Source organism: Amycolatopsis sp. lyj-90, assembly GCF_046549035.1.
In the GTDB taxonomy this organism is placed as follows: Bacteria; Actinomycetota; Actinomycetes; order Mycobacteriales; family Pseudonocardiaceae; genus Amycolatopsis.
The window spans coordinates 308,284-329,111 of record NZ_JAJPWP010000010.1 but is presented as its reverse complement, the minus strand read 5'-3'; the positions used below and the strand labels follow the sequence as shown (position 1 = coordinate 329,111).

21 protein-coding genes are annotated in these 20,828 nt (G+C 68.1%); 10 read left to right on the top strand and 11 right to left on the bottom strand.

Going from position 1 to position 20,828, the window contains the following annotated elements; translation table 11 throughout:
* Window positions 1-252 precede the first annotated feature (252 nt).
* The 4 genes from ACLJPX_RS34655 to ACLJPX_RS34640 form a co-directional block, all read right to left on the bottom strand.
* Window positions 253-1,533, bottom strand: coding sequence for a hypothetical protein (locus ACLJPX_RS34655; protein WP_410604566.1), 1,281 nt, complete (start codon window positions 1,531-1,533; stop codon window positions 253-255).
* On the bottom strand, window positions 1,530-2,123 hold the full coding sequence (locus ACLJPX_RS34650) for an RNA polymerase sigma factor (protein ID WP_410604619.1): 594 nt from the start codon (window positions 2,121-2,123) through the stop codon (window positions 1,530-1,532). The genes ACLJPX_RS34655 and ACLJPX_RS34650 overlap by 4 nt, the downstream gene beginning before the upstream one ends.
* 100 nt (window positions 2,124-2,223) lie before the next feature.
* Window positions 2,224-2,847: a uracil phosphoribosyltransferase gene (gene upp, locus ACLJPX_RS34645; RefSeq protein WP_410604565.1), complete on the bottom strand. Its 624-nt coding sequence runs from the start codon at window positions 2,845-2,847 to the stop codon at window positions 2,224-2,226.
* A gap of 18 nt (window positions 2,848-2,865) precedes the next feature.
* On the bottom strand, window positions 2,866-3,309 hold the full coding sequence (locus ACLJPX_RS34640) for a protein-tyrosine phosphatase family protein (protein WP_410604564.1): 444 nt from the start codon (window positions 3,307-3,309) through the stop codon (window positions 2,866-2,868).
* 105 nt (window positions 3,310-3,414) lie between these two features.
* On the opposite strand from ACLJPX_RS34640, the gene ACLJPX_RS34635 reads away from it, so the two are divergent.
* Genes ACLJPX_RS34635 through ACLJPX_RS34615 form a run of 5 tightly spaced genes read left to right on the top strand, consistent with a single transcriptional unit; the run spans window position 3,415 to window position 8,493 of the window.
* Complete coding sequence (locus ACLJPX_RS34635; protein ID WP_410604618.1) at window positions 3,415-4,023, top strand: DUF1707 domain-containing protein; 609 nt, start codon at window positions 3,415-3,417, stop codon at window positions 4,021-4,023.
* A 22-nt stretch (window positions 4,024-4,045) separates the two neighbouring features.
* Complete coding sequence (locus ACLJPX_RS34630; protein WP_410604563.1) at window positions 4,046-5,203, top strand: serine hydrolase domain-containing protein; 1,158 nt, start codon at window positions 4,046-4,048, stop codon at window positions 5,201-5,203.
* Between the two features lie 19 nt (window positions 5,204-5,222).
* The gene (gene deoC, locus ACLJPX_RS34625; protein ID WP_410604562.1) at window positions 5,223-6,197 is read left to right on the top strand and encodes a deoxyribose-phosphate aldolase; all 975 of its coding nucleotides are present in this window, start codon (window positions 5,223-5,225) and stop codon (window positions 6,195-6,197) included.
* Between the two features lie 3 nt (window positions 6,198-6,200).
* Window positions 6,201-7,634 (top strand): aldehyde dehydrogenase family protein, encoded by a 1,434-nt coding sequence (locus ACLJPX_RS34620; RefSeq protein WP_410604561.1) that lies wholly within the window; start codon window positions 6,201-6,203, stop codon window positions 7,632-7,634.
* Window positions 7,627-8,493 (top strand): aldehyde dehydrogenase family protein, encoded by an 867-nt coding sequence (locus tag ACLJPX_RS34615; protein ID WP_101612327.1) that lies wholly within the window; start codon window positions 7,627-7,629, stop codon window positions 8,491-8,493. The genes ACLJPX_RS34620 and ACLJPX_RS34615 overlap by 8 nt, the downstream gene beginning before the upstream one ends.
* A gap of 135 nt (window positions 8,494-8,628) precedes the next feature.
* On the opposite strand, the gene ACLJPX_RS34610 is transcribed toward ACLJPX_RS34615, so the two are convergent.
* Window positions 8,629-9,267, bottom strand: coding sequence for a TetR/AcrR family transcriptional regulator (locus ACLJPX_RS34610; protein ID WP_101612326.1), 639 nt, complete (start codon window positions 9,265-9,267; stop codon window positions 8,629-8,631).
* Between the two features lie 215 nt (window positions 9,268-9,482).
* On the opposite strand from ACLJPX_RS34610, the gene ACLJPX_RS34605 reads away from it, so the two are divergent.
* Both ACLJPX_RS34605 and ACLJPX_RS34600 read left to right on the top strand, forming a co-directional pair.
* The gene (locus tag ACLJPX_RS34605) at window positions 9,483-10,697 is read left to right on the top strand and encodes a cytochrome P450 (RefSeq protein WP_410604560.1); all 1,215 of its coding nucleotides are present in this window, start codon (window positions 9,483-9,485) and stop codon (window positions 10,695-10,697) included.
* 8 nt (window positions 10,698-10,705) lie between these two features.
* Window positions 10,706-10,900: a ferredoxin gene (locus ACLJPX_RS34600; RefSeq protein WP_101612324.1), complete on the top strand. Its 195-nt coding sequence runs from the start codon at window positions 10,706-10,708 to the stop codon at window positions 10,898-10,900.
* Between the two features lie 388 nt (window positions 10,901-11,288).
* Here the strand turns inward: ACLJPX_RS34600 and ACLJPX_RS34595 are convergent, their stop codons facing one another.
* The 4 genes from ACLJPX_RS34595 to ACLJPX_RS34580 are packed head-to-tail and all read right to left on the bottom strand — an operon-like array spanning window position 11,289 to window position 15,373.
* Window positions 11,289-12,104: a carbohydrate ABC transporter permease gene (locus ACLJPX_RS34595; RefSeq protein WP_410604559.1), complete on the bottom strand. Its 816-nt coding sequence runs from the start codon at window positions 12,102-12,104 to the stop codon at window positions 11,289-11,291.
* Complete coding sequence (locus ACLJPX_RS34590) at window positions 12,101-13,036, bottom strand: carbohydrate ABC transporter permease (protein WP_101612322.1); 936 nt, start codon at window positions 13,034-13,036, stop codon at window positions 12,101-12,103. The genes ACLJPX_RS34595 and ACLJPX_RS34590 overlap by 4 nt, the downstream gene beginning before the upstream one ends.
* Window positions 13,036-14,376, bottom strand: a complete 1,341-nt coding sequence (locus ACLJPX_RS34585; protein WP_410604558.1) for an ABC transporter substrate-binding protein — start codon at window positions 14,374-14,376, stop codon at window positions 13,036-13,038. Before ACLJPX_RS34585 ends, ACLJPX_RS34590 begins: the two co-directional genes overlap by 1 nt.
* Window positions 14,369-15,373: a zinc-dependent alcohol dehydrogenase family protein gene (locus ACLJPX_RS34580; protein ID WP_410604557.1), complete on the bottom strand. Its 1,005-nt coding sequence runs from the start codon at window positions 15,371-15,373 to the stop codon at window positions 14,369-14,371. Before ACLJPX_RS34580 ends, ACLJPX_RS34585 begins: the two co-directional genes overlap by 8 nt.
* Before the next feature lie 129 nt (window positions 15,374-15,502).
* Here ACLJPX_RS34580 and ACLJPX_RS34575 point away from each other — a divergent pair, with 129 nt between their 5' ends.
* Window positions 15,503-16,483, top strand: a complete 981-nt coding sequence (locus tag ACLJPX_RS34575) for a sugar-binding transcriptional regulator (protein WP_410604556.1) — start codon at window positions 15,503-15,505, stop codon at window positions 16,481-16,483.
* Here ACLJPX_RS34575 and ACLJPX_RS34570 read toward each other — a convergent pair.
* Complete coding sequence (locus tag ACLJPX_RS34570; RefSeq protein ID WP_410604555.1) at window positions 16,452-16,820, bottom strand: winged helix-turn-helix transcriptional regulator; 369 nt, start codon at window positions 16,818-16,820, stop codon at window positions 16,452-16,454. The genes ACLJPX_RS34575 and ACLJPX_RS34570 overlap by 32 nt on opposite strands.
* A 76-nt stretch (window positions 16,821-16,896) precedes the next feature.
* Between ACLJPX_RS34570 and ACLJPX_RS34565 the strand changes: the two genes are divergently transcribed.
* Both ACLJPX_RS34565 and ACLJPX_RS34560 read left to right on the top strand, forming a co-directional pair.
* The gene (locus ACLJPX_RS34565; protein WP_410604554.1) at window positions 16,897-17,487 is read left to right on the top strand and encodes an NADPH-dependent F420 reductase; all 591 of its coding nucleotides are present in this window, start codon (window positions 16,897-16,899) and stop codon (window positions 17,485-17,487) included.
* A gap of 54 nt (window positions 17,488-17,541) precedes the next feature.
* On the top strand, window positions 17,542-18,207 hold the full coding sequence (locus ACLJPX_RS34560; protein WP_410604553.1) for a hypothetical protein: 666 nt from the start codon (window positions 17,542-17,544) through the stop codon (window positions 18,205-18,207).
* Between the two features lie 73 nt (window positions 18,208-18,280).
* Here ACLJPX_RS34560 and ACLJPX_RS34555 read toward each other — a convergent pair whose 3' ends face one another.
* Entirely contained in the window at window positions 18,281-20,785 is a 2,505-nt protein-coding gene (locus ACLJPX_RS34555; RefSeq protein ID WP_410604552.1) for a DEAD/DEAH box helicase, read from the bottom strand.
* Between the last annotated feature and the right edge of the window lie 43 nt (window positions 20,786-20,828).

The window sequence follows — 20,828 nt, the reverse complement described above, 5'->3', positions numbered from 1 at the left end:
AAGTCGGCTATCCGCACGTGTCAGGTTTCGAAGGCTTCCAGTGGGCTGGTTGTCGCCTGGCGGGGCGCGACTGTCCACAAGGGACCACAGAATGGGTCCAGATGCCCGATTCGAGTGTTTTACGCGGTTTTGCGTGGGGGTCGTGAGTGACAAAGAGCGTTAGAACGACCTTTACCACTCACGACCGGATGACGAGCCCACTCCCTCCCCCACCCCGCGAGTCGCGTTTAGCGGGCTAAACGCGATCCGGCCTCACCGCCAGAGCCAAAGGGTGCCCTGGTGCAGGATGTTTCCCGCCGCGTCCAGGACGGTGATCCCCACCTTCGCGTTCTCGAAGTCCCTGCTGACACCGTCCGGCTGCCACACCGCGAAAGTTCCCTCGGCGACCGTCGCGTCGACCTTCCCGCCGGGTCCGAAGTCGAACTTCACCTCGGCCGCGGCCTCGGGCACGACGCCCACGTACGGGTTCCGCGGCCGGTCGGCCTCCCCCTCCCGCTTCGCCATGCCGACCGATTCGCCCCGCAACGTACGAACCGCCGGAGACCTCGGTTGATCCGCGAAGACCCGGTAGTACTCGGCCTTCCCCTCCTGGTACCCGAGCCCGCCCTGGCACGTGATGACCTGGTCCCCCAGGCGGGCGACGACCACTCCGACATCATCATTCTCGAGGTACGCGCCGACCCGATAGGCGTCCTCGTCCGGCAGCGTCTCGGACGCCCCCCTCGTGCAGGTGTTGAAGAATGCACCCGCCGGCGTGGCCCGGTCGGGCACCGGGGACACCGGCCGGTCGATCCTCGACGCCGCCGGCTCCGGCGCGGGTCGCAGGGGGAAGGGCGCGCGATACTCGCGAGGACGGGATTGTTCCCCGGGCGTCGGCCCGACGTCGTAGGTGGTCCGCGACGGCTTCATCGGCGCGATGTGTACGAACAGGTTCCCCGGCCGGAAGATCGGGATGTCCCTCGCGGACAACGACGCTTCGTTTTGGCCCGTCAGTTCCACTTTCGGCCACTCGGGATCGGCGAGGCCCGCGACCGTCCCGGCCGGAGTCATCAGCAGCGCCGCGGTCCGCGCGCCCTCTGTGTAGGCCGGAGCGGCATTCGGGTCGGACACCGTCGCCGTCATGAGCGTCGTCTCGCAGAAGAACGGCTTGTCGTCCACCGTCACCGCGACGACGGTGACCGACGGCGAAGTGACGGTGAAGCGCGGCTCCCACTCGTCCCTCGCCGGGAAGGAGGCCGCCCTGCCCTCGGACTGGACGACGGCCCAGCATCGGTTCATGGCCTCCACCGCCTTCGGCCGGTCGAGGGAGAAGTCAGGGTTCGCGACGTCGGGTCCCGTGCCGTCCGGGTCCCGGATGACCACGGTCGTCACCAGGGCGCCCGCGAGGACCAGGACGACGGCGGCCGCCGCGGCGACGATCGGCCATCGCCGCCGCGCGGGTTTTCCCATCCCCTCCCGCAAGGACATCCGCAGGTTGTCCAGTACCTCCGGAGGGAGTTCACGCCTGCCGGGCAGGCCGAGGTCGTCGGTCATTTCTCCTCCAGGGCGGTCCGCAGCTGCGCACGGGCCCGCGAGATGTGGGCGCGGACGGTCACCTCGGCGACACCGAGCAGTTCGGCGGCGTCCGGAAGGGAGAGATCGCCGAGAAGGCAGAGTTCGACGGCCTGGCGCTGCGACTTCGGCAGTTTCGCGACCAAGGCGAGCACTTGCCGGAGACGGTCTTCACCGTCGAGCTGGTCGACGACGGTGTCGGCGTGGTCGGACACCGACCGGGGTTCCGGCAGCCGCCGGACGAGCCGGAGCCGCCGCCCGGTGCTGCGGTGTTCGGTGCGCGCGAGATTTCCCGCGACGGCGTACAGCCACGGCAGCGCGCTGTCACGGACGAGCGTGATGTCCGCCTTGCGCCGCCAGGCGGTGAGAAAGGTCGCCGATGTCAGGTCTTCGGCCGACGCCCAAGACCCCGTCAGCCGGTAGGCGTGGTTCCACACCGACTGGGCGTGCCGTTCGAAGAGCTCGGTGAACGCCCCGTGGTCACCGCCCGCGGCCGCCCGCCAAAGCTCCGTGTCGCTCCTGTCGGGAGGCGATCCGCACGAGTCCACCGGCACCCCCGCCGTTCCGGTCACTGTTCTGGTCACATCCGTCAGTGACCGGCGACGGCGAAGATGTTGCGAACCCGCGGCACCGCGTCGCGTTTAGCGGGCTAATCGCGACGCGGTGCCGCGCTCAGACGGCCCCGTACTGCCGGTCCCCCGCGTCCCCGAGACCCGGCACGATGAAACCGGAGTCGTTCAGCCGCTCGTCGATGCTCGCGGTCACCACCCGCAGCGGCAGCCCGGTCTTCTCCAGATGCGCGATCCCCTCCGGCGCCGCCAGCGCGCAGATCGCGGTGACGTCGGTGGCGCCCCGGCCGGTGAGCAGCCGGATCGTGTACTCCATCGACCCGCCGGTCGCCAGCATCGGGTCGAGCACCAGCACCGGCCGGTCGGCGAGCGATTCGGGCAACGACTCCAGGTACGGCGTCGGCTTGAGCGTCTCCTCGTCGCGGGCGAGCCCGACGAAGCCCATCTGGGCGTCGGGGATCAGCTTGTGCGCCTGGTCCGCCATCCCCAGCCCGGCCCGCAAGACCGGCACCAGCAGCGGCGGGCTCGCCAGCGCGTAGCCGTCGGTGCGCGCCACCGGCGTGTGGATCCGGTCGATGCGCACGGGCATGTCCCGCGTGGCTTCGTAGACCAGCATGACGGTCAGCTCGTGCAGCGCCGCGCGGAAGGCGGCACTGTCGGTACGCGCGTCGCGCATGGTGGAAAGCCTGGCCTTGGCCAGTGGGTGATCAACGACGTGCACATCCATGCCGGTCAATTTAGCTCGTCAGGCCTGTCGCGCGAACCAGCCGACCCAGCGGCGCTGCCACGGTGTCTCCACCGAACGCGCGTGGTGATTCGCCCGCGCCCACGCCACGGCCTCCTCGGCGGAGAGCCCCGAAAGGGTGGCCAAGCACGACATGACCGTGCCGGTCCGGCCGACTCCGCCGTAGCAGGCGACCTCGACGCCTTCCCCGGCCGCGGCCCGCTCGTGCAGCGTCACGATCCGCCGCCGCGCGTCCGCCCAGTCCGTCGGCAGCAGGAAGTCGGGCCAGCGGATCCACTCCCGCTCCCAGTCCATTTTGTGGTCGTGCTTCCGGCGCAGCTTCGCGCCGCCCAGATACAGGCCGAAGTCCGGCGAAGGCCCCTCAGGCCAGGGACGACCCAGCCCCCGCCCTCGTACCTTGACACCGTCCGGCAGTGCGATCGCACCAAGTAGTGAGTTCCCCATCACGGCAGAATCCCACTGTCGGCCATAAGATGGACGCCCGGCCCTCCCACCGGCGCTAGGCTCCTGCGCGTGAGCGAAGAGCCAGCCCTGCCAGGACCCGAACAGATGCGCATCTCCGACGCCGACCGTGAACAGGTCGCGCAGGTGCTGCACGCGGCGATGTCCGAGGGGCGCATCACCATCAACGAGCTGGAAGAACGGCTCACCATCGTCTACGCGGCCAAGACCGTCGGCGACCTCAAACCGGTCACCGCGGACCTGCCGCAGACCCGCTCGGCGATCCAGCCGGCGACGTCGCGCGCGCTCGGCCTGCCCGACGACCGCATCGGTGGGCATCCGGGCTCCGGCGCCTCGATCGCCGTCATGTCCGGCGCGTCGCGCAAGGGCAGCTGGGTCGTCCCGCCGCAGCACAACAGTTTCGCGTTCTGGGGCGGCACCGACATCGACCTGCGGCACGCGCGTTTCGCCGAGAAGAACACGACGATCACCGCGGTCGCGATCATGGGCGGGATCGACATCGTCGTGCCCGACGACATCAACGTGGACGTCACCGGAATCGGCTTCATGGGGGCTTTCGAGCTGGAGGACCGCGCGGGCACGCCCGCCGCGCCGCCGACCGCCCCGACGGTGAAGATCACCGGACTGGCGTTCTGGGGCGCCGTCACCGTCGTACGGAAGTCACGTAAGAAGGACACACCTGAACTAGAAGGCTGAGCCGAACCAGGGGGACCGTCTGATGCGCCGAAGTTTCGTAGCGATCGCTTGTGCCGCACTGCTTTCCGTCACCGCCTTGCCCGCGGCGGCCGCCGGGAAGACCGACCCGCGCCAGGCCGCGATGGACGCGGCGGTCGCCGCGGGAATCCCGGGCATGGTCGCCGTCGCCGACGGTTTCCGCGGGGTCAGCGGCGTCGCGGACATCACCCGGCCCGGTAAGCCCACCGCGTCGGGACGCTGGCGGATCGCCAGTGTTTCCAAGGTGTTCGTCGCGACCCTGGTCCTGCAGCTCGTGGCCGAAAAGCGCGTCGGGCTGGACGAGCCCGTGCAGCGCTACCTGCCGGGGCTGCTGCCGTACCCGGAACCGATCACCGTCCGCCAGGTGCTCCAGCACACCAGCGGCCTCCCGCGTGACCTGCTCCCCGAGGACTCCTGGGCGTCGGGGCCGGAGATCGACACCGAGCGCTTCGAGCATTTCGACAGCGACGACGAGATCCGCCTGAGCACGTCGAAGCAGCCGCTGCAGTTCAAGCCGGGAACGAGCTGGGCGTACTCCAACACCGGCTACAACGTCCTCGCCCTGCTGGTCGAGAAGACCACCCGGAAGCCCCTCGAACGGGTGCTGGCCGAGCGCATCACCGGGCCGCTGCACCTGCGCGACACCTCGCTCCCCCGCGACTTCCCGTTCCTGATCGGCGCGGCCGCCCGCGGCTACGAGCAGCTGTACGACGCGCCGCGCGGCCTCACCGACGTCACCACCTACAACTACTCGCGCTACTACGGCGCGGGAGGCATGGTGTCTTCGGGCGCCGACCTCAACCGCTTCTTCGAGGCCCTGTTCGGCGGCCGTCTGCTGCCCGCCGACCTGCTCGCGCAGATGAAGAAGACGGTCCCGGCGGCCGGTATGGAATACGGCCTCGGCCTGATGAAGCTGAACCTCAAGGAACTCGGCGCCTGTGCGGAGGACATCACCATCTGGGGCCACGGCGGCGACCTGCCGGGCTTCAACACCCTCAGCTTCCACGACGAATCCGGCAAGAACATCTCCACGCTGGCCACCGTGGACCTCACCGCGTCGCCGGACGCCTCGCTCAAGCGTCAGCTGCCGATGGTCAACGAGTTCTGCACACCGGTGATCCCCGTCAAGGCCGCCGCCCAGGCCCCGGTGCCCAGCTTGTAGGCCGCCTACACTCACCCGTATGACAGCTACGACCAGCTCGTCAGCGGCGACGGCTACCCCGGCGCCGCTGACGGACGCGACTCGCGACGAGGCGAGCCTGCGCCGGTTCCTGCACGGGCTGCCCGGCGTCGACCAGGTCGGCGTCGAGCAGCGGGCAGCGGGCCTCGGCACGCGCAGCATCAAGAAGGCCGCCAAGCTCTGGGCGATCGACACCGCCATCTCGATGGTCGACTTGACGACCCTCGAAGGCGCCGACACGCAGGGGAAGGTCCGCGCGCTCGCCGCGAAGGCCAAGCGGCCGGACCCGGACCGGCCGGACACGCCGCAGGTCGCGGCCGTCTGCGTGTACCCGGACATGGTCGAGACGGCTGTCGAGGCCCTGCGCGGCACCGGCATCCACGTCGCGAGTGTGGCCACCGGGTTCCCGGCGGGCCGCACGAGCCGTGAGATCAAGCTGGCCGACACCAAGATCGCCGTCGACGCCGGTGCCGCCGAGATCGACATGGTGATCGACAGGGGCGCGTTCCTCCAGGGCCGCTACCTGGCGGTCTTCGAGGAGATCCAGGCGATCAAGGCCGCCTGTGGCAGCGCGCACCTCAAGGTCATCCTCGAGACCGGTGAGCTGGCCACCTACGACAACGTCCGCCGCGCCTCATGGCTCGCGCTGCTGGCGGGCGGCGACTTCATCAAGACCTCCACCGGCAAGGTCTCGCCCGCCGCGACGCTGCCGGTCACCCACGTGATGCTGCAGGCCGTCCACGACTGGTTCGCCCAGACCGGCGAACTGCGCGGCGTCAAACCCGCCGGTGGCATCCGGACGACCAAGGACGCGATCAAGTACCTGGTCGCGGTGCACGAGGTCGCCGGCGAGCAGTGGCTGACCCCGGATCTGTTCCGGTTCGGCGCGTCCAGCCTGCTCAACGACCTCCTGCTGCAGCGCCGCACCCAGGCCGACGGCCACTACAGCGGCCCCGACTACGTCACGGTGGACTGATCCATGGGCATCTTCGAGTACGCGCCCGCGCCCGAATCGCGCGACCTCGCAAACCTCAAACCGCACTACCGGCCGTTCGTCAACGGCGAGTTCGTCGACGGCTCCGGTGAGCCGCTCAAGACGATCAACCCGGCCACCGAAGAGGTGCTCGCCGAGGTCGGCACCGCGTCGGTGTCCGATGTGGACACCGCGGTCAAGGCCGCGCGCAAGGCGTACACAGGCGTCTGGTCCAAGATGCCGGGCTCCGAACGCGCCAAGTACCTGTTCCGCATCGCGCGCCTGATCCAGGAGCGCTCGCGGGAGCTGGCGGTGCTGGAGAGTCTCGACAACGGCAAGCCGATCAAGGAATCGCGCGATTCCGACGTGCCGACGGCCGCCGCGCACTTCTTCTACCACGCGGGCTGGGCCGACAAGCTCGACTACGCGGGCTACGGCCCGAACCCGCGGCCGCTCGGCGTCGCGGGCCAGGTCATCCCGTGGAACTTCCCGCTGCTGATGCTGGCGTGGAAGATCGCGCCCGCGCTGGCCACCGGCAACACCGTGGTGCTCAAGCCCGCGGAGACCACGCCGCTGACCGCGCTCGTGTTCGCCGAGATCTGCCAGCAGGCCGAACTCCCGCCCGGCGTGGTCAACATCCTGCCCGGCGCCGGGGACATCGGCGCGGCGCTGGTGGGCCACGGCGACGTGAACAAGGTCGCCTTCACCGGATCGACCGACGTCGGCAAGGCCATTCAGCGCCAGGTCGCGGGCACTTCGAAGAAGCTCACGCTGGAACTGGGCGGCAAGGCCGCGAACATCGTCTTCGACGACGCCGCGCTCGACCAGGCCGTCGAGGGGATCGTCAACGGGATCTTCTTCAACCAGGGCCACGTCTGCTGCGCGGGCTCGCGTCTGCTGGTGCAGGAGTCCATCGCCGAGGAGCTGCTCGAAAAGCTCCGCTACCGCGTCTCGACGCTGCGGCTGGGCGATCCGCTGGACAAGAACACCGACATCGGTGCGATCAACTCCGCCGAACAGCTCGCGAAGATCAAGGGCCTGGTGGAATCCGGCGACGCCGAGGGCGCGCAGCGCTGGACCAGCCCGTGCCCGGTGCCGGAACGCGGTTTCTTCTTCGCTCCCACGGTGTTCTCGGACGTCCAGCAGTCGATGCGCATCGCCCGTGAGGAGATCTTCGGGCCGGTGCTTTCGGTGCTGACCTTCCGCACGCCGGACGAGGCCGTGACGAAGGCGAACAACACGCCGTACGGGCTCTCCGCCGGTATCTGGACCGAGAAGGGCTCGCGCATCCTGTGGATGGCGAACCAGCTCCGCGCAGGCGTCGTCTGGGCCAACACGTTCAACCGCTTCGATCCCGCCGCGCCGTTCGGCGGCTACCAGGAGTCGGGTTTCGGCCGCGAAGGCGGACGCACCGGACTGGAGGCCTACCTCGATGTCTGACCGTATTTCGGTGGCGAAGACCTACAAGCTCTACATCGGCGGCAAGTTCCCGCGTTCGGAGTCGGGCCGGGTGTACCCGGTCACCGACAGCAAGGGCAAGTTCCTCGCGAACGCCTCACACGCGTCCCGCAAGGACGTCCGTGACGCGGTTTCCGCCGCCCGCAAGGCTTTCGGCGGCTGGTCGTCGGCGACGGCGTACAACCGCGGCCAGGTGCTGTACCGCGTGGCGGAGATGCTGGAAGGCCGCCGCGAACAGTTCGTCGCGGAGGTTTCCGCGTCCGAGGGCGTGGCGGCGAAGAAGGCACAGTCCCTTGTGGACGCCTCGATCGACCGCTGGGTCTGGTACGCGGGCTGGACGGACAAGATCGCGACCGTGCTCGGCGCGGCCAACCCCGTCGCGGGCCCGTACTTCTCCTTCACCGTGCCCGAGCCGACCGGCGTCGTCGGCGTGCTCGCGCCGCAGCAGTCGTCGCTGCTGGGCCTGGTGAGCGTGCTGGCCCCGGTGCTGGCGACCGGCTCGACCGCGGTGGTCGTCTCCAGCGCGGACCGGCCGCTGCCCGCGATCACGCTTTCGGAGGTCCTGGCGACGTCCGACCTGCCCGGCGGGGTCGCGAACATCCTGACCGGACGGGCGTCGGAGCTGGGCTCGTGGCTCGCCTCGCACGGCGACGTCAACGCCCTCGACCCGACCGGCGCGGAGCCCTCCGCGCGGGCGGACCTGGCGCGCGACGCCGCGGGCACCGTCAAGCGCGTCCTCACCGTGCCGGACACCGAACCGGACTGGACGGCCGACGCCGACATGGCGCGGCTGCGCCGGTACCTGGAGGCGAAGACCGTCTGGCACCCGCTGGGCGTCTGACCCCTGTACCCACCGCAATTAGTCCTCTAGTTGCGGTGGGTCACCCGGCGTCCAGCCGGATCTCACGCGAGTTCGGTCCCCAGACACGCGGGGTCGTGCCCTCCGGCGTGGCGCGGTTAGCGGGCTAAACGCGATCTAGGGGTCCAGGTCGGCGCCGGTCAGCACCCGGCCCGGAAGCGGCTCGTTCGAGCCGTCGGCCCGCAGCCCGTCGATCATGATCCCGATGCAGCGCCGGGTCGCCATCCGCGCGATCTCCTCGCCCTTGCCCGGCATCTGCCGCAGCACGGTCGCGAACAGGATCGCCACGTCGCCGGTCGCGACGTCCGGCCGGAGCCGTCCCTCCGCCTGCGCTCCCCGCACGAAGGCCTCCATCACCAGGAGCAACTCGTCACGCAGGGCCTTGATCGCGGGGTCGCTCGTGAGGATCACCAGCGCGCGGGGCGACACCATCGCGAGCTGAATGCTCAACTGCAGTTCCATCGACTGGTGCAGCAGCCGGATCAGGGCGTCCCAGTCCGAGGACTCCTGGTCCTTCGCGGCCTTCGCGTCCCTGAGCACCCGATCGAAGTTGTCGACGGCGACCGCGCGGATGAGCGCGTCCCGGTCCGGGAAACGCCGGTAAAGGGTGCCGACGCCGACGCCTGCCGAGCGCGCGATCTCCTCCATCGGGACCTCGGCGCCCTGGGCGGCGAAGATCGTTCTCGCGGCGGCCAGGATCTGATCCCGGTTCCGGCGCGCGTCGGCACGTAAGCGGGTCTCGGGGTCGGCAGTCATGGTCCTCGCCTCTCGAAGGTCCTTCAGGGCCGTGATTCTCGCACGTAAGGGCGTGCCCTTCACGCTTCCCGGGAAACCACCCCTTCGCGAGTGGACGACTTGCCTCCACTTGAGTACCTTGGAGTCATAAGCGGAATGAAACCATCCGCATACGTTTTGGGGCCTCCTGTCCGATATCGCCCGAACCCACCCGACACCCTGGGGAAGGACACCCGATGACTGACGTCGAGGAAACCACCGCGACCTTGCCGCTGGTACGTAAATGCCCGTTCTCGCCGCCTCCGGAATACGAGGCGCTTCGCACGGAAAATCCGGTTTCCCGGGTCGGTCTGCCGTCAGGCCAAACGGCGTGGGCGCTCACCCGGCTCGAAGACATCCGCGAAATGCTGAGCAGCCCACACTTCAGTTCCGACCGGCTGGATCCGGCGTTCCCGATGATGGTCGCGCGGCAGATCCGCCGTGAGGACAAGCCGTTCCGCCCGTCCCTCATCTCGATGGACCCGCCGGAGCACAGCCGGGCCCGGCGCGACGTCGTCGGGGAGTTCACGGTCAAGCGAATGAAGGCACTGCAGCCGCGTATCCAGCAGATCGTCGACGAGCACCTCGACGCCCTGCTCGCAGGCCCCAAACCCGCCGACCTGGTCCAGGCGCTCTCGCTTCCCGTTCCGTCGCTGGTCATCTGCGAACTGCTCGGTGTCCCCTATTCGGACCACGAGTTCTTCCAGGCCCGCAGTTCCAAGATGCTCAGCCGGGAGGTCAGCCCGGAAGACCGGCAGGCGGCGTTCGAGCAACTCGAGAACTATCTCGACGAACTCGTCACCAGGAAAGAAGCGAACGCCACCGAGGACGACCTCCTCGGCCGTCAAATCCTGAAGCAGCGGGAAGCGGGCGAAGGCGACCACGACGAACTCGTCAGTCTGGCGTTCCTGCTGCTCATCGCCGGTCACGAGACGACGGCGAACATGATTTCGCTCGGCACGGTGACCCTGCTGGAGAACCCCGAACAGCTGGCGAAGATCAAGGCGGACCCTGCCAAGACCCTCCCCGCGATCGAGGAGCTCCTGAGGGTCTTCACCATCGCCGAGACGGCGACCTCACGCTTCGCCACGGCGGACGTCGAGATCGGCGGCACGCTCATCCGCGCGGGTGAGGGCGTCGTCGGCCTGAGCAACGCGGGCAACCACGACCCGGACGGGTTCGAGAACCCCGACAGCTTCGACATCGAACGCGGCGCGCGGCATCACGTCGCGTTCGGGTTCGGCGTGCACCAGTGCCTCGGCCAGAACCTCGCGCGGATGGAACTCCAGATTGTTTTCGATACGCTGTTCAAGCGTATTCCGGGCATCCGGATCGCCGTTCCGGTCGACGAACTGCAGTTCAAGCACGATTCGACGATCTACGGCCTCCACGCCCTTCCGGTCACCTGGTAGGAGGAGCCATGAAGATCATCGCGGACACGGGCAAGTGCGTGGGCGCGGGCCAGTGCGTGCTCACCGACCCCGACCTGTTCGACCAGAGCGAGGACGACGGGACGGTCATCGTGCTGACCCCGGAGCCTGAAGGGGACGAGGCGGAAGAGAACGCACGCACGGCCGTGCACATCTGCCCCGGTCAGGCATTGTCGCTCGCGTAACTGCTGGGCTCGTGAGTGGTAAGGGCGGTTCTAACCGTCCTTACCACTCACGAGGCGTTTACGCCGGGGTGTAACCGATCGAGTGCGCCGAGCGAAGCTAACGACATGACGAAGGAGTCTCCAGGCGAGATCCGGATCAACACTCGAACCGTTCAGATCGGTGGCGCCGTCTACCCACTCGCCTGACCAGGGCGAGCGTGAAGGATTCGGGGCGTTGAGTGTCCCAATTCCTTCATCGTCGAGTGGGGAAGATTTGGGACGTTCAACGTCCCAAATCTTCCCCACTCGCCCACATCGGCAGCCAGAGCAAGCTCACCAAGACGACATCAGGACCAGCGGGTAGACACCTACGGGTCCGATTAGAACCGCCCTTACCACTCACGAGGCGTTACTTGACCGCGCCCATCGAAAGGCCGCGGACGAGGTGGTTCTGCGCGATCCAGCCGACGATCATCACCGGCAGTGACGCGAGCAGGGCGGCCGCGGACAGCTGCGCCCAGTACAACCCCTCGCTGGTGATGAACCCGACCAGGAACACCGGCACGGTCCCGGCCCGCGCGGCGGTGAGGTTGACCGAGTAGAAGAACTCGGTCCACGAGAAGATCACGCAGATCAGCGCGGTCGCGGCCACCCCGGGCGCGACGACCGGCATGATGATCTTCCGCAACAGCACCGGCAGGGTCGCGCCGTCGATCCGGCCCGCTTCGATCATCTCGTGCGGCACTTCGAGGAAGAACGACCGCATCATCCAGATGGCCAGCGGCAGGTTCATCGACGTGTACAGGATGATCAGCGCCCACACGTTGTCCAGCAGCTGGGTGTTCTGCGAGATCACGTACAGCGGGATGATCGCCGCCACGATCGGCAGCATCTTCGTCGACAGGAAGAAACCGAGCGCGTTGCTCGTCCCCTTCACCGGCGCCAGCGACAGCGCGTACGCCGCCGGGATTCCCAGCAGAAGTACGAAAATCGTCGAAACGACGGTGACGAACGCCGAATTCGACAGGTACGGCAGGAATCCTCGTTCGAGCACCCCGGCGAACTGGTCGAGCGTCGGCGTGAAGAACAGCCGCGGCGGATCGGTGTAGGCGTCGGCCTCCTGTTTGAAGGCCGTCAGGATCATCCACAGCAGCGGGAACACGAACAGGATCGCGATCACCCAGGTCACGACCGTCAGCGCGCCCGCGCCGAACCGCCCTTTCATTTCGCGCCTCCCTGGACCGAGAACGTGCGGAACATCAGCCGCAGCGCGAAGGTCGCGACGATCATCGTCAGGATCACGACGATCACGCCCATCGCGGACGACTGCCCGATGTCGAAACCTTGGAACGCCCGTTGGTAGATGTAGAAGGGCAGGTTCGTGCTGGCCGTACCCGGACCGCCCTGGGTCATCAGGAAGATCGCGTCGAAGCTGTTCACGATGTAGATCGCGCCCAGCAACGTCGCCAACTGCAGGAACCGGCTCAGATGCGGCAGCGTGATCGCGGTGAACGTCCGCCAGCGGCCGGCGCCGTCGACCGACGCGGCCTCCAGGACGTCCTTCGGCTGGCTCTGCAACCCGGCCAGGATCAGCAGCATCATGAACGGCGTCCACTGCCAGACGACCTGGGCCATCACCGCCGCGAGCGGGAACTCCGAAAGCCAGTCGACGTCCGTGCCGAACACGAAGTGCAGCAACCCGTAGGTCGGGTCGAACATCGTCGTCTTCCACAGCAGCGCGCCCGCCGCGGGCAGGATCAGGAACGGCGTGATCAGCAGCGTCCGGACCACGCCGCGGCCGAGGAACTTGCGGTCCAGCAGGATCGCGAGCCCCAGTCCGAGCAACAGGGAGAAGAAGACGCAGACGACCGTCAGCACGACGGTGTTCAGCAGCGCCCCGAGGAACGTCGAGTCCGCGAAGACGTCGATGTAGTTCTGCAGGCCGACGAAATGCCGCGAACCCGGCCGCACCAGGTTCCACGACTGGAACGAGTAGAACACCGTCAGCACGAACGGCAACTGCGTCACCGCGACGACGAACAGCAGGGCGGGCAACAACGGCAGTCGTCGTTTGAACGGCGTATCGGTGCCGCGTTTGGGCGGCGCCTTCTTGGTGTGGGCGGGTTCGGTGCGGGCAGGAGCGGAGATCGTGGACATCACTGCGCCTCCTGATACGACTTGCCGACGGTCTGCGCGTATTCCTGGGACTGCTTCAGCGCCTCGTCCACGGTGATCTGGCCCGCGATCGCCGCCGAAAGCTGCTGGCTGACGCGAGTGCCGAGATCCTGGAACTCGGGGATGCCGACGAACTGGATCCCGGGGTAGGGCACCGGATTCGCCATCGCCTTCTGCTGGTTCGCGTCCGCGATCCCGTCCAGCGTCGGCTGCGCGTAGGCCTTGGCGGCCTCGCGGTACTGCGGGATGTCGTAGGTCGACTTGCGCACGCCCGGCGGGACCCGGTTCCAGTCGCCGAACTCCTTGGCGACCCGCTGTACGTAAGCCTTGTCGGTCATCCAGGACATGAACTTGAAGGCGGCATCCTTGTCCTTGGCGACCTTCGGGATCGCCAGCGCCCAGGTGTAGAGCCAGCCGCTCGCCTGCGTCTTCTCCACCGGTGCCGGGGCGTAGCCGGACTTCCCGACGACCTTGCTCGCCGACGGGTCCTCGTTCGTGCCCGCCATGACCGTGGCGTCGTACCACATCGCGGCCTGGCCCTGCGTGTACCGCGTGCCGCATTCGGAGAAGCCCGCGCTCGACGCGCCGACCTCGCCGTGGTTCCGCACGAGGTTCACGTAGAACTCGGCTGCCGCCTTGAACTCGGGGCTGGTCAGCTTGGCGTTCCAGTCCTTGTCGAACCACTGCGCGCCGAAGGTGTTGGCGACCGTGGTGAACGGCGCGAGGCTCTCGCCCCAGCCCGGCTTGCCGCGCAGGCAGATCCCGGCGAGCCCCTTCGACTTGTCGTCGAGTTTCGCGGCGTACTCGGCGATCTGCGACCACGTCGGCTTGGCGGGCATGGTGATCCCGGCCTGCTCGAACAGGTCCTTCCGGTAGGCCAGGAACGACGACTCGCCGTAGAACGGCACCGCGTACATCGATCCGTTGTGCGACAAGGATTCCTTGATGCTCGGGATGAAGTCCGCCGAGTCGTACGCAGGGTTCGCCGCGATATGCGGCTCGAGGTTTTCGAGCCAGCCGTTCGCCGCCCACTGCGGGGCTTCGTAGTTGCTGATCATGACGACGTCGAATTCGCCGCCCTCGGTGGCCGTCGACGCGGTGATCTTCGCGCGTGCCTGGTTTTCGGGCAGCGACACGAACTTGAGGGTGACGCCGGGATTCGCCTTCTCGAACTCGCCGGAAAGCTCGATGGCGTCCTTCATCTGCGGGTTCGCGACGATCCCGACCACGAGCGTCCGGTCACCGGTCCCGAGCGCGCCCGCGCCGGCGCAACCGGTGAGCGTCAGCAGGAGAACCGCGAGCAGAGCGACGGTTTTACGCACTTTCGCCTCCCGGTAAGACCTGCACCTTCAGGCCGGCGCCGCTGCGCATGAGGGCGAGCGCGTCGGGGTACTGCTCCAGCGGCAGTGTGTCGGTGAGCAGCGCGCCGGTGTCGACGGCGCCGTCGGCGACCAGATCGAGCGCGGCGCCGAAGCTGTTCATGACGGCCATCGAGCCGACGACGGTGATTTCGTCGTTGTAGATCCGGAACGGCGAAAGCGCGACGCGTGCTTCGGCTGGCGCGACCCCGAAGACCAGCAAGCGGCCACCGCGCTGGAGCGAGTCGAAGGCGGCTTCGATGGCGGGCGCGGCGCCGGTGCAGTCCGCGGCGGCGTCGAACTTCTCGTCGTCCAGATCCTTCACGTCACCGGCGACCGCGACAGCGCCGAGGTCCTTCGCGCGGCCGAGGCGTGAGGTGTTGCGGTCGACCACCGTCACGTGGGCGCCCGCACGCTGCAACAACTGCTGCATGATCAGGCCCATCGTGCCCGCGCCGACGACGAGGAACCGCTCCCCCGCCTCGACACCGATCCGGCGCACGCCGTGGACCGCGCAGGAAACCGGCTCGACGAGCGCGCCCTGTTCCCACGTCATCGTGTCCGGCATGCGGTAGCAGTTCGCCGACGGAACGGCTACGTACTCGGCGAAAGCGCCGTTCACGGTGTCGCCGGTCGCGTTCCAGTTCTCGCAGAGGTTGCCGCGGCCGGACCGGCAGGGTTTGCAGTAGCCGCAGAACAAGGACGGGTCGACGGCCACCCGGTCGCCGACCTTCCAGCCACCCGGCACGTCGGCGCCGAGTTCGACGATCTCGCCGGCGAACTCGTGGCCGGGGACGATCGGATAGGGCGTCGGCGGGAAATGCCCGTCGGCGATGTGGAGATCGGTCCCGCAGATCCCGCAGGCACCGACCTTGACGACGACCTGGCGATCCCCCGGTTTGGGATCGGGTACCTCGCCGACCCTGATCTCCCCGGGCTTGTCCACGATCGCGGCACGCATGCCAGCTCCTCTTCTCTCCGCTCATTTGAGCGGGACGGGCCTATGCTTCGGACTGCATGTTCAGGCATGGTGAACTTTTCCCTGGAGTTACGTCAACCTTTCGGGTTGATTTCGCGCTATAGTGCTCAAATGAGCGGGAAGAAACAGGGTTCCGGCCTGGTGGAGTCACTGCGCCTGGCCGCGGTGGCCCGCCGGTTCTACGAGCAGGGCGCCTCGAAACTCGAGATCGCCGACGAGTTCGGCATCAGCCGGTTCAAAGTCGCCCGGATGCTCGACACGGCCAGGGAAAGCGGCATCGTCAAGGTCGAGTTCCGGCTGCCGGCACCGGTCGATCTCGTGCTGTCCGAGGAGATCCGCGCCGCGTACCGGCTGGACCGCGTCCTCGTGCTCGAACGAGCGGCGGAACCGGAATCGCGCGAAGTGGCCCGGCGGAAGATCGGCACGCTCGCGGCCCGGCTCCTGACCGAGATCATCACTCCCGGCGACGTTCTCGGCCTGTCGTGGGCACGTTCCGTGAACGCGATGACCGAAGCGATCCAGTCGCTCCCGAAATGCCCGGTCGTGCAGCTGTGCGGAGTGCAGGCGGGAATGGACATGCGGGACCGCTCGGTGGAGACGGTCAGCCGGGTCGCGTCGGTCTCCGGCGGGCAGGCGTACCCGATCTTCGGCCCGCTCGTCCTCCCCGACCGCCGCACCACCGAGACCCTGCGCAGGCAGCCGGGGATCGCGGAAACCTTCGGGCAGTTCAAGAACCTGACCAAGGCCGTCGTCAGCATCGGCGCGTGGAAGCCCGAGGAATCGACGGTTTACGACGCGCTCGACGAAACGGAGCGGAGCGCCATAGCGAAACGAGGTGCCAAAGCCGAGGTTTCCGCGCGCCTGTTCGACGCCGACGGGACACCGATGTCGACCGGGCTGGCCCACCACGTGCTGGCCATAAGCGCCGAAGAACTCCTGGCGGTCCCCGAGGTGATCGCGCTGGGCTACACCGAACCGAAGGCCGAAGCGATAGACGCCGTCCTGCGCTCCGGCATGGTCTCGACGCTGATCACCGACGCCGCCGCGGCCGTCCCGCTCCTCAAGCTGGCCGAGGCTCGCCCGCCCGCCTAGCCGCCTCGTCCTGGGCCGCCATCACGTCGTCACCGTGACGGAAGGCCCACTCCCCGAAGGCCTCGATGGGCGCCAGCAAGGTGGTCCCGAGGTCCGTCAGCGCGTACTCGACCTTCGCCGTCCGGCCGCAGTCGCGCCTGCTGACCAGGCCGTTGAACTCCAGCCGCCGGACGGTCTCCGTGAGCACCTTCGTACTGATCCCGCCGAGCCGTCGCCGCAGCTCGGCCGGGCGGAGCGCGCCGTCCCGCAGGGCCCAGAGGACGACGGGGTTCCACGTGTTCGCCATCAGGTCGAAGGCCAGCCGGGCGCGGCAATCGGCGAGGAAGACGTCGTTCATGGGACCTCCGGTAACCACTTGGTACCCGCGCTGCTTTCTACCGTCGTGCGGTAACTCGATCTTAGGGAGCGGCACAATGCGTATCGGTATTTTCGGCGCGGGCGGGATGGCGGAGGCGCTCGGGGGCCAGTGGATGGCGGCCGGGCACGAGGTGATGGTCGCCGCGCGCGACCGGGCCAAGGCCGCCGAGATCTCCCCACGCGTGGGGACCTGGGCGGAAACCGCCGCCGCGAGTGAAGTGATCCTGCTCGCCGTTCCCGCCGACGCGGTGACGGAAGTCGTTGCCGCCGCGGGGAATCTCGCCGGGAAGGTGCTGATCGACTGCACCAACGCGGTCGGCCCCGGTGCCGTGCTCACGGTGCCCGGTCAGGCGGCACGGATCGCCGCCGCCGCACCGGACGCGCACGTGGTCAAGGCGTTCAACCTGTGCCACGTCGACGTCTGGCGGATGACCCCGCCGGTGTTCGGCGGCCGTCCGCTGGCGGTGCCGATCTGCGGCGACAAGGTCGGCGAAGTGAGCTCATTGGTCCGCGACATCGGCTGCACGCCACTGGACGCGGGCGGGCTCGACCGGGCGCGGCTGATGGAGGCGACCATGGCGTTCGTGGTCGGGCTGTGGTTCGACGGCCACGACGCCCAGGCCTGTTTCCCTCCCCTTCCGGCCTGATCTCAGGGTCGCCCCGGATGTGCGGGGCCGGGTGCGCGCGCGACTGTGTTCGGCATGGCGAAGAAAACTTGGCGACAGCTGACCGTTTGGCTGCACGTCGTCTCTTCGGTGGGCTGGATGGGCCAGGCCTTGGCGCTGTTCACCCTCCTGGCGATCGGGCGCACCACCGACGACGGCGCGGTCCGCGTCGCGGCGACGTCCATGGCGCACGAGATCGACTCGCTTCTCCTGGCACCGCTCGCCAACGCGTCGGCCTTCACCGGCTTCATGCTCGCCGCGACGACAGCCTGGGGTTTCACCCGGCATTGGTGGGTGCTGGCGAAGTTCGTGATCACGCTCGTGCAGCTCTACGCCGGGATCTTCCTGCTGTCGGGCGCTTTGCGGGACTCCGTCGTGGCGGCGCGGGCCGGTGATCCGGCGCCCGCGTCGGTGGCGCTGGTGGCGGGCACCGCGCTGATGGCGAGCGCGCTGGCGTTCCAGGCGTGGCTTTCGGTGGCGAAGCCGTGGGGCAAGGCCCGGACCGGCCCGAAACTGCCGACCGCGCCGACGTGGGTGTTCGTCGCCGCCGTCGCCGCGCCGCTCGCCGACATCACGGTGGGCCTGATGCTCGGGTACCCGTTGCCGGCGCTCTCGCTGATCGTGCTGATCGTGCGGCTGGTCCAGCGCCGCCGGGAACTTCACCCGGTCGAGGCTCGCCTCACCCGGGCACCGGCGCTATGAAAGGCCCGTTACTTGCAAATTTTGCAAGTAACGGGCCTTTCATAGCACGCGCGAGGGCCTACCGGCCGCAGCCTCAGAGCCGGTTCACGTCGGTGATCCGGATGACCGCCGCACCGGCTTCGTCCGAAGCGGCCAAGTCGACCTCCGCGCTGATACCCCAGTCGTGATCGCCCGCCGGATCGTCGAAGATCTGCCGCAGCCGCCAGATCTCCGCCTCCTTCTCGATGATCAGCAGCTGCGGCCCGCGCGCGTCCGGCCCGATGCCGAGCGTTTCGTGCTCGTCGAAGTAGTCCTCGATGGCGTCTTCCCACGCGTCCGCGTCCCAGCCCGACGCCGCGTCCAGTTCGCCGAGCGTCCCGAAGGACCGCCGCGACGCCAGCTCCACCCGCCGGAACAGCTCGTTCCGCACGAGCACCCGGAAGGCCCGCTCGTTCCGCGTGACCGCGGGCGGCTCGGACGGCGGCCTTGCCGAAACCGGACCCTCTTCTTCGGGATGCCGCAGGGCTTCCCATTCGTCCAGCAGACTCGAGTCGACCTGGCGCACCAGTTCGCCCAGCCATTCGATGAGGTCCTGCAACCCCTCGGTCTTGGCCTCGTCGGGAACCGTGTGCCGGAGCGAGTCGTAGGTGTCGGTGAGGTACCGCAGCACCAGCCCTTCCGAGCGGGCGAGCTGGTAGAACCCGATGTACTCGACGAAGTTCATCGCCCGCTCGTACATGTCGCGCACGACGGACTTCGGCTTGAGCTCGTAGTCGTCGACCCACGGATGTCCTTGCCGGTAACGGGAGTACGCCGCCTCCAGCAGTTCCTCCAGCGGCTTCGGGTACGTGACGTTCTCGAGCAGTTCCATCCGCTCGTCGTACTCGATGCCTTCGGCCTTCATCGCCTGCACGGCCTCGCCACGAGCCTTGAACTGCTGCTGTGAAAGGACCGGACGAGGATTGTCCACTGTGGATTCCACAATGGACACGACATCGAGCGGATAGGACGGCGATTCGACGTCGAGCAGTTCGATCGCGGCCAGCGCGAACGGCGAAAGCGGCTGGTTCAGCGCGAAGTCGAACTGCAGGTCCACGGTGAGCCGGACGATCCGGCCCTGCTCGTCGGGTTCGTCGAGCCGTTCCACGACACCGGCCGCGAGCAGCGCGCGGTAGATCGCGATCGCGCGCAGGATCAGTTTCCGCTGAGCGGGACGGTCGGAATGGTTGTCCTCCAGCAGATGCCGCATCGAGTCGAACGCGTTGCCCGGCCGGGAGACGACGTTCAGCAGCATCGAGTGGCTGACGTGGAAGCTCGACGTCAGCGGTTCCGGTTCGGCCGCGATCAGCCGGTCGAAGGTGCTCTCCGTCCAGTTGACGAACCCTTCGGGCGCCTTCTTGCGGACGATCTTCTTTTTCTTCTTGGGATCGTCGCCCGCCTTCTCCAGCGCCTTGGCGTTTTCGACGACGTGGTCCGGTGCCTGCACGACGACGTACCCGTCGGTGTCGTAGCCTGCCCGGCCCGCGCGTCCGGCGATCTGGTGGAACTCGCGCGCCTTGAGATGCCGTTGCCGCACGCCGTCGTACTTCGTCAGCGCGGAGAAGACCACCGTGCGGATAGGTACGTTGATGCCGACGCCGAGCGTGTCGGTTCCGCAGATCACCTTCAGCAGCCCGGCTTGCGCGAGCTGTTCGACCAGGCGCCGGTACTTCGGCAGCATCCCGGCGTGGTGCACGCCGATGCCGTGCCGGACCAGCCTCGACAGCGTCTTCCCGAACCCGGCGGCGAAGCGGAAATCACCGAGCAGCTCGGCGATGGCCTCCTTTTCCGCCTTGGTGGTGACGTTGATGCTCATCAGCGTCTGCGCGCGCTCGATCGCCGCCGCCTGCGAGAAGTGCACGACGTAGACCGGCGACTGACCGCCGTTGAGCAGCTCGGACATCGTCTCGTGCAACGGCGTCAGCGCGTAGCGGAAGGTGAGCGGCACGGGCCGCTCCGCCGAAGTGACCACCGCGGTCGGCCGCCCGGTCCGGCGGGTGAGGTCCTTCTCGAAGAACGAGACGTCGCCGAGTGTCGCCGACATCAGCACGAACTGCGCCTTCGGCAGTTCCAGCAGCGGCACCTGCCACGCCCAGCCGCGGTCGGGCTCGGAGTAGAAGTGGAACTCGTCCGCGATGACCTGGCCGACCGGCGCGTCGGCACCGAACCGCAACGCCATGTTCGCCAGGATTTCCGCCGTGCAGCAGATGATCGGCGCGTCGGCGTTCACCGCGGAGTCGCCGGTCATCATGCCGACGTTCTCCGGGCCGAAGATCTCGATGAGCTGGAAGAACTTCTCCGAGACGAGAGCCTTGATCGGGGCCGTGTAGTAGCTGCGGCGGCCGTACGCGAGCGCGGTGAAGTGGGCCCCGACGGCGACCAGGCTCTTCCCGGACCCCGTCGGCGTCGACAGGATCAGGTTCGCGCCGGAGACCACTTCGATGATGGCCTCCTCCTGCGCGGGGTACAGCTCTAACCCGCGCTCGGCCGTCCAGGTGGAGAAGGCTTCGAACAGCGAGTCGGGGTCGGGATCCGCAGGCAGGAGGTCTGTAAGAGTCATCAGAGGACCTATCGTGCCATCCGTTGGTCGCTTCTTGCCCAGG

Excerpts from the sequence above, each read along its gene's own strand:
- ACLJPX_RS34655 (WP_410604566.1), bottom strand. The coding sequence starts at position 1,533 with ATGACCGACGACCTCGGCCTGCCCGGCAGGCGTGAACTCCCTCCGGAG.
- upp (WP_410604565.1), bottom strand. The coding sequence starts at position 2,847 with ATGGATGTGCACGTCGTTGATCACCCACTGGCCAAGGCCAGGCTTTCC.
- ACLJPX_RS34640 (WP_410604564.1), bottom strand. The coding sequence starts at position 3,309 with ATGGGGAACTCACTACTTGGTGCGATCGCACTGCCGGACGGTGTCAAG.
- ACLJPX_RS34635 (WP_410604618.1), top strand. The coding sequence starts at position 3,415 with ATGCGCATCTCCGACGCCGACCGTGAACAGGTCGCGCAGGTGCTGCAC.
- ACLJPX_RS34630 (WP_410604563.1), top strand. The coding sequence starts at position 4,046 with ATGCGCCGAAGTTTCGTAGCGATCGCTTGTGCCGCACTGCTTTCCGTC.
- deoC (WP_410604562.1), top strand. The coding sequence starts at position 5,223 with ATGACAGCTACGACCAGCTCGTCAGCGGCGACGGCTACCCCGGCGCCG.
- ACLJPX_RS34620 (WP_410604561.1), top strand. The coding sequence starts at position 6,201 with ATGGGCATCTTCGAGTACGCGCCCGCGCCCGAATCGCGCGACCTCGCA.
- ACLJPX_RS34615 (WP_101612327.1), top strand. The coding sequence starts at position 7,627 with ATGTCTGACCGTATTTCGGTGGCGAAGACCTACAAGCTCTACATCGGC.
- ACLJPX_RS34610 (WP_101612326.1), bottom strand. The coding sequence starts at position 9,267 with ATGACTGCCGACCCCGAGACCCGCTTACGTGCCGACGCGCGCCGGAAC.
- ACLJPX_RS34605 (WP_410604560.1), top strand. The coding sequence starts at position 9,483 with ATGACTGACGTCGAGGAAACCACCGCGACCTTGCCGCTGGTACGTAAA.
- ACLJPX_RS34600 (WP_101612324.1), top strand. The coding sequence starts at position 10,706 with ATGAAGATCATCGCGGACACGGGCAAGTGCGTGGGCGCGGGCCAGTGC.
- ACLJPX_RS34595 (WP_410604559.1), bottom strand. The coding sequence starts at position 12,104 with ATGAAAGGGCGGTTCGGCGCGGGCGCGCTGACGGTCGTGACCTGGGTG.
- ACLJPX_RS34590 (WP_101612322.1), bottom strand. The coding sequence starts at position 13,036 with ATGTCCACGATCTCCGCTCCTGCCCGCACCGAACCCGCCCACACCAAG.
- ACLJPX_RS34580 (WP_410604557.1), bottom strand. The coding sequence starts at position 15,373 with ATGCGTGCCGCGATCGTGGACAAGCCCGGGGAGATCAGGGTCGGCGAG.
- ACLJPX_RS34575 (WP_410604556.1), top strand. The coding sequence starts at position 15,503 with ATGAGCGGGAAGAAACAGGGTTCCGGCCTGGTGGAGTCACTGCGCCTG.
- ACLJPX_RS34570 (WP_410604555.1), bottom strand. The coding sequence starts at position 16,820 with ATGAACGACGTCTTCCTCGCCGATTGCCGCGCCCGGCTGGCCTTCGAC.
- ACLJPX_RS34565 (WP_410604554.1), top strand. The coding sequence starts at position 16,897 with ATGCGTATCGGTATTTTCGGCGCGGGCGGGATGGCGGAGGCGCTCGGG.
- ACLJPX_RS34560 (WP_410604553.1), top strand. The coding sequence starts at position 17,542 with ATGGCGAAGAAAACTTGGCGACAGCTGACCGTTTGGCTGCACGTCGTC.
- ACLJPX_RS34555 (WP_410604552.1), bottom strand. The coding sequence starts at position 20,785 with ATGACTCTTACAGACCTCCTGCCTGCGGATCCCGACCCCGACTCGCTG.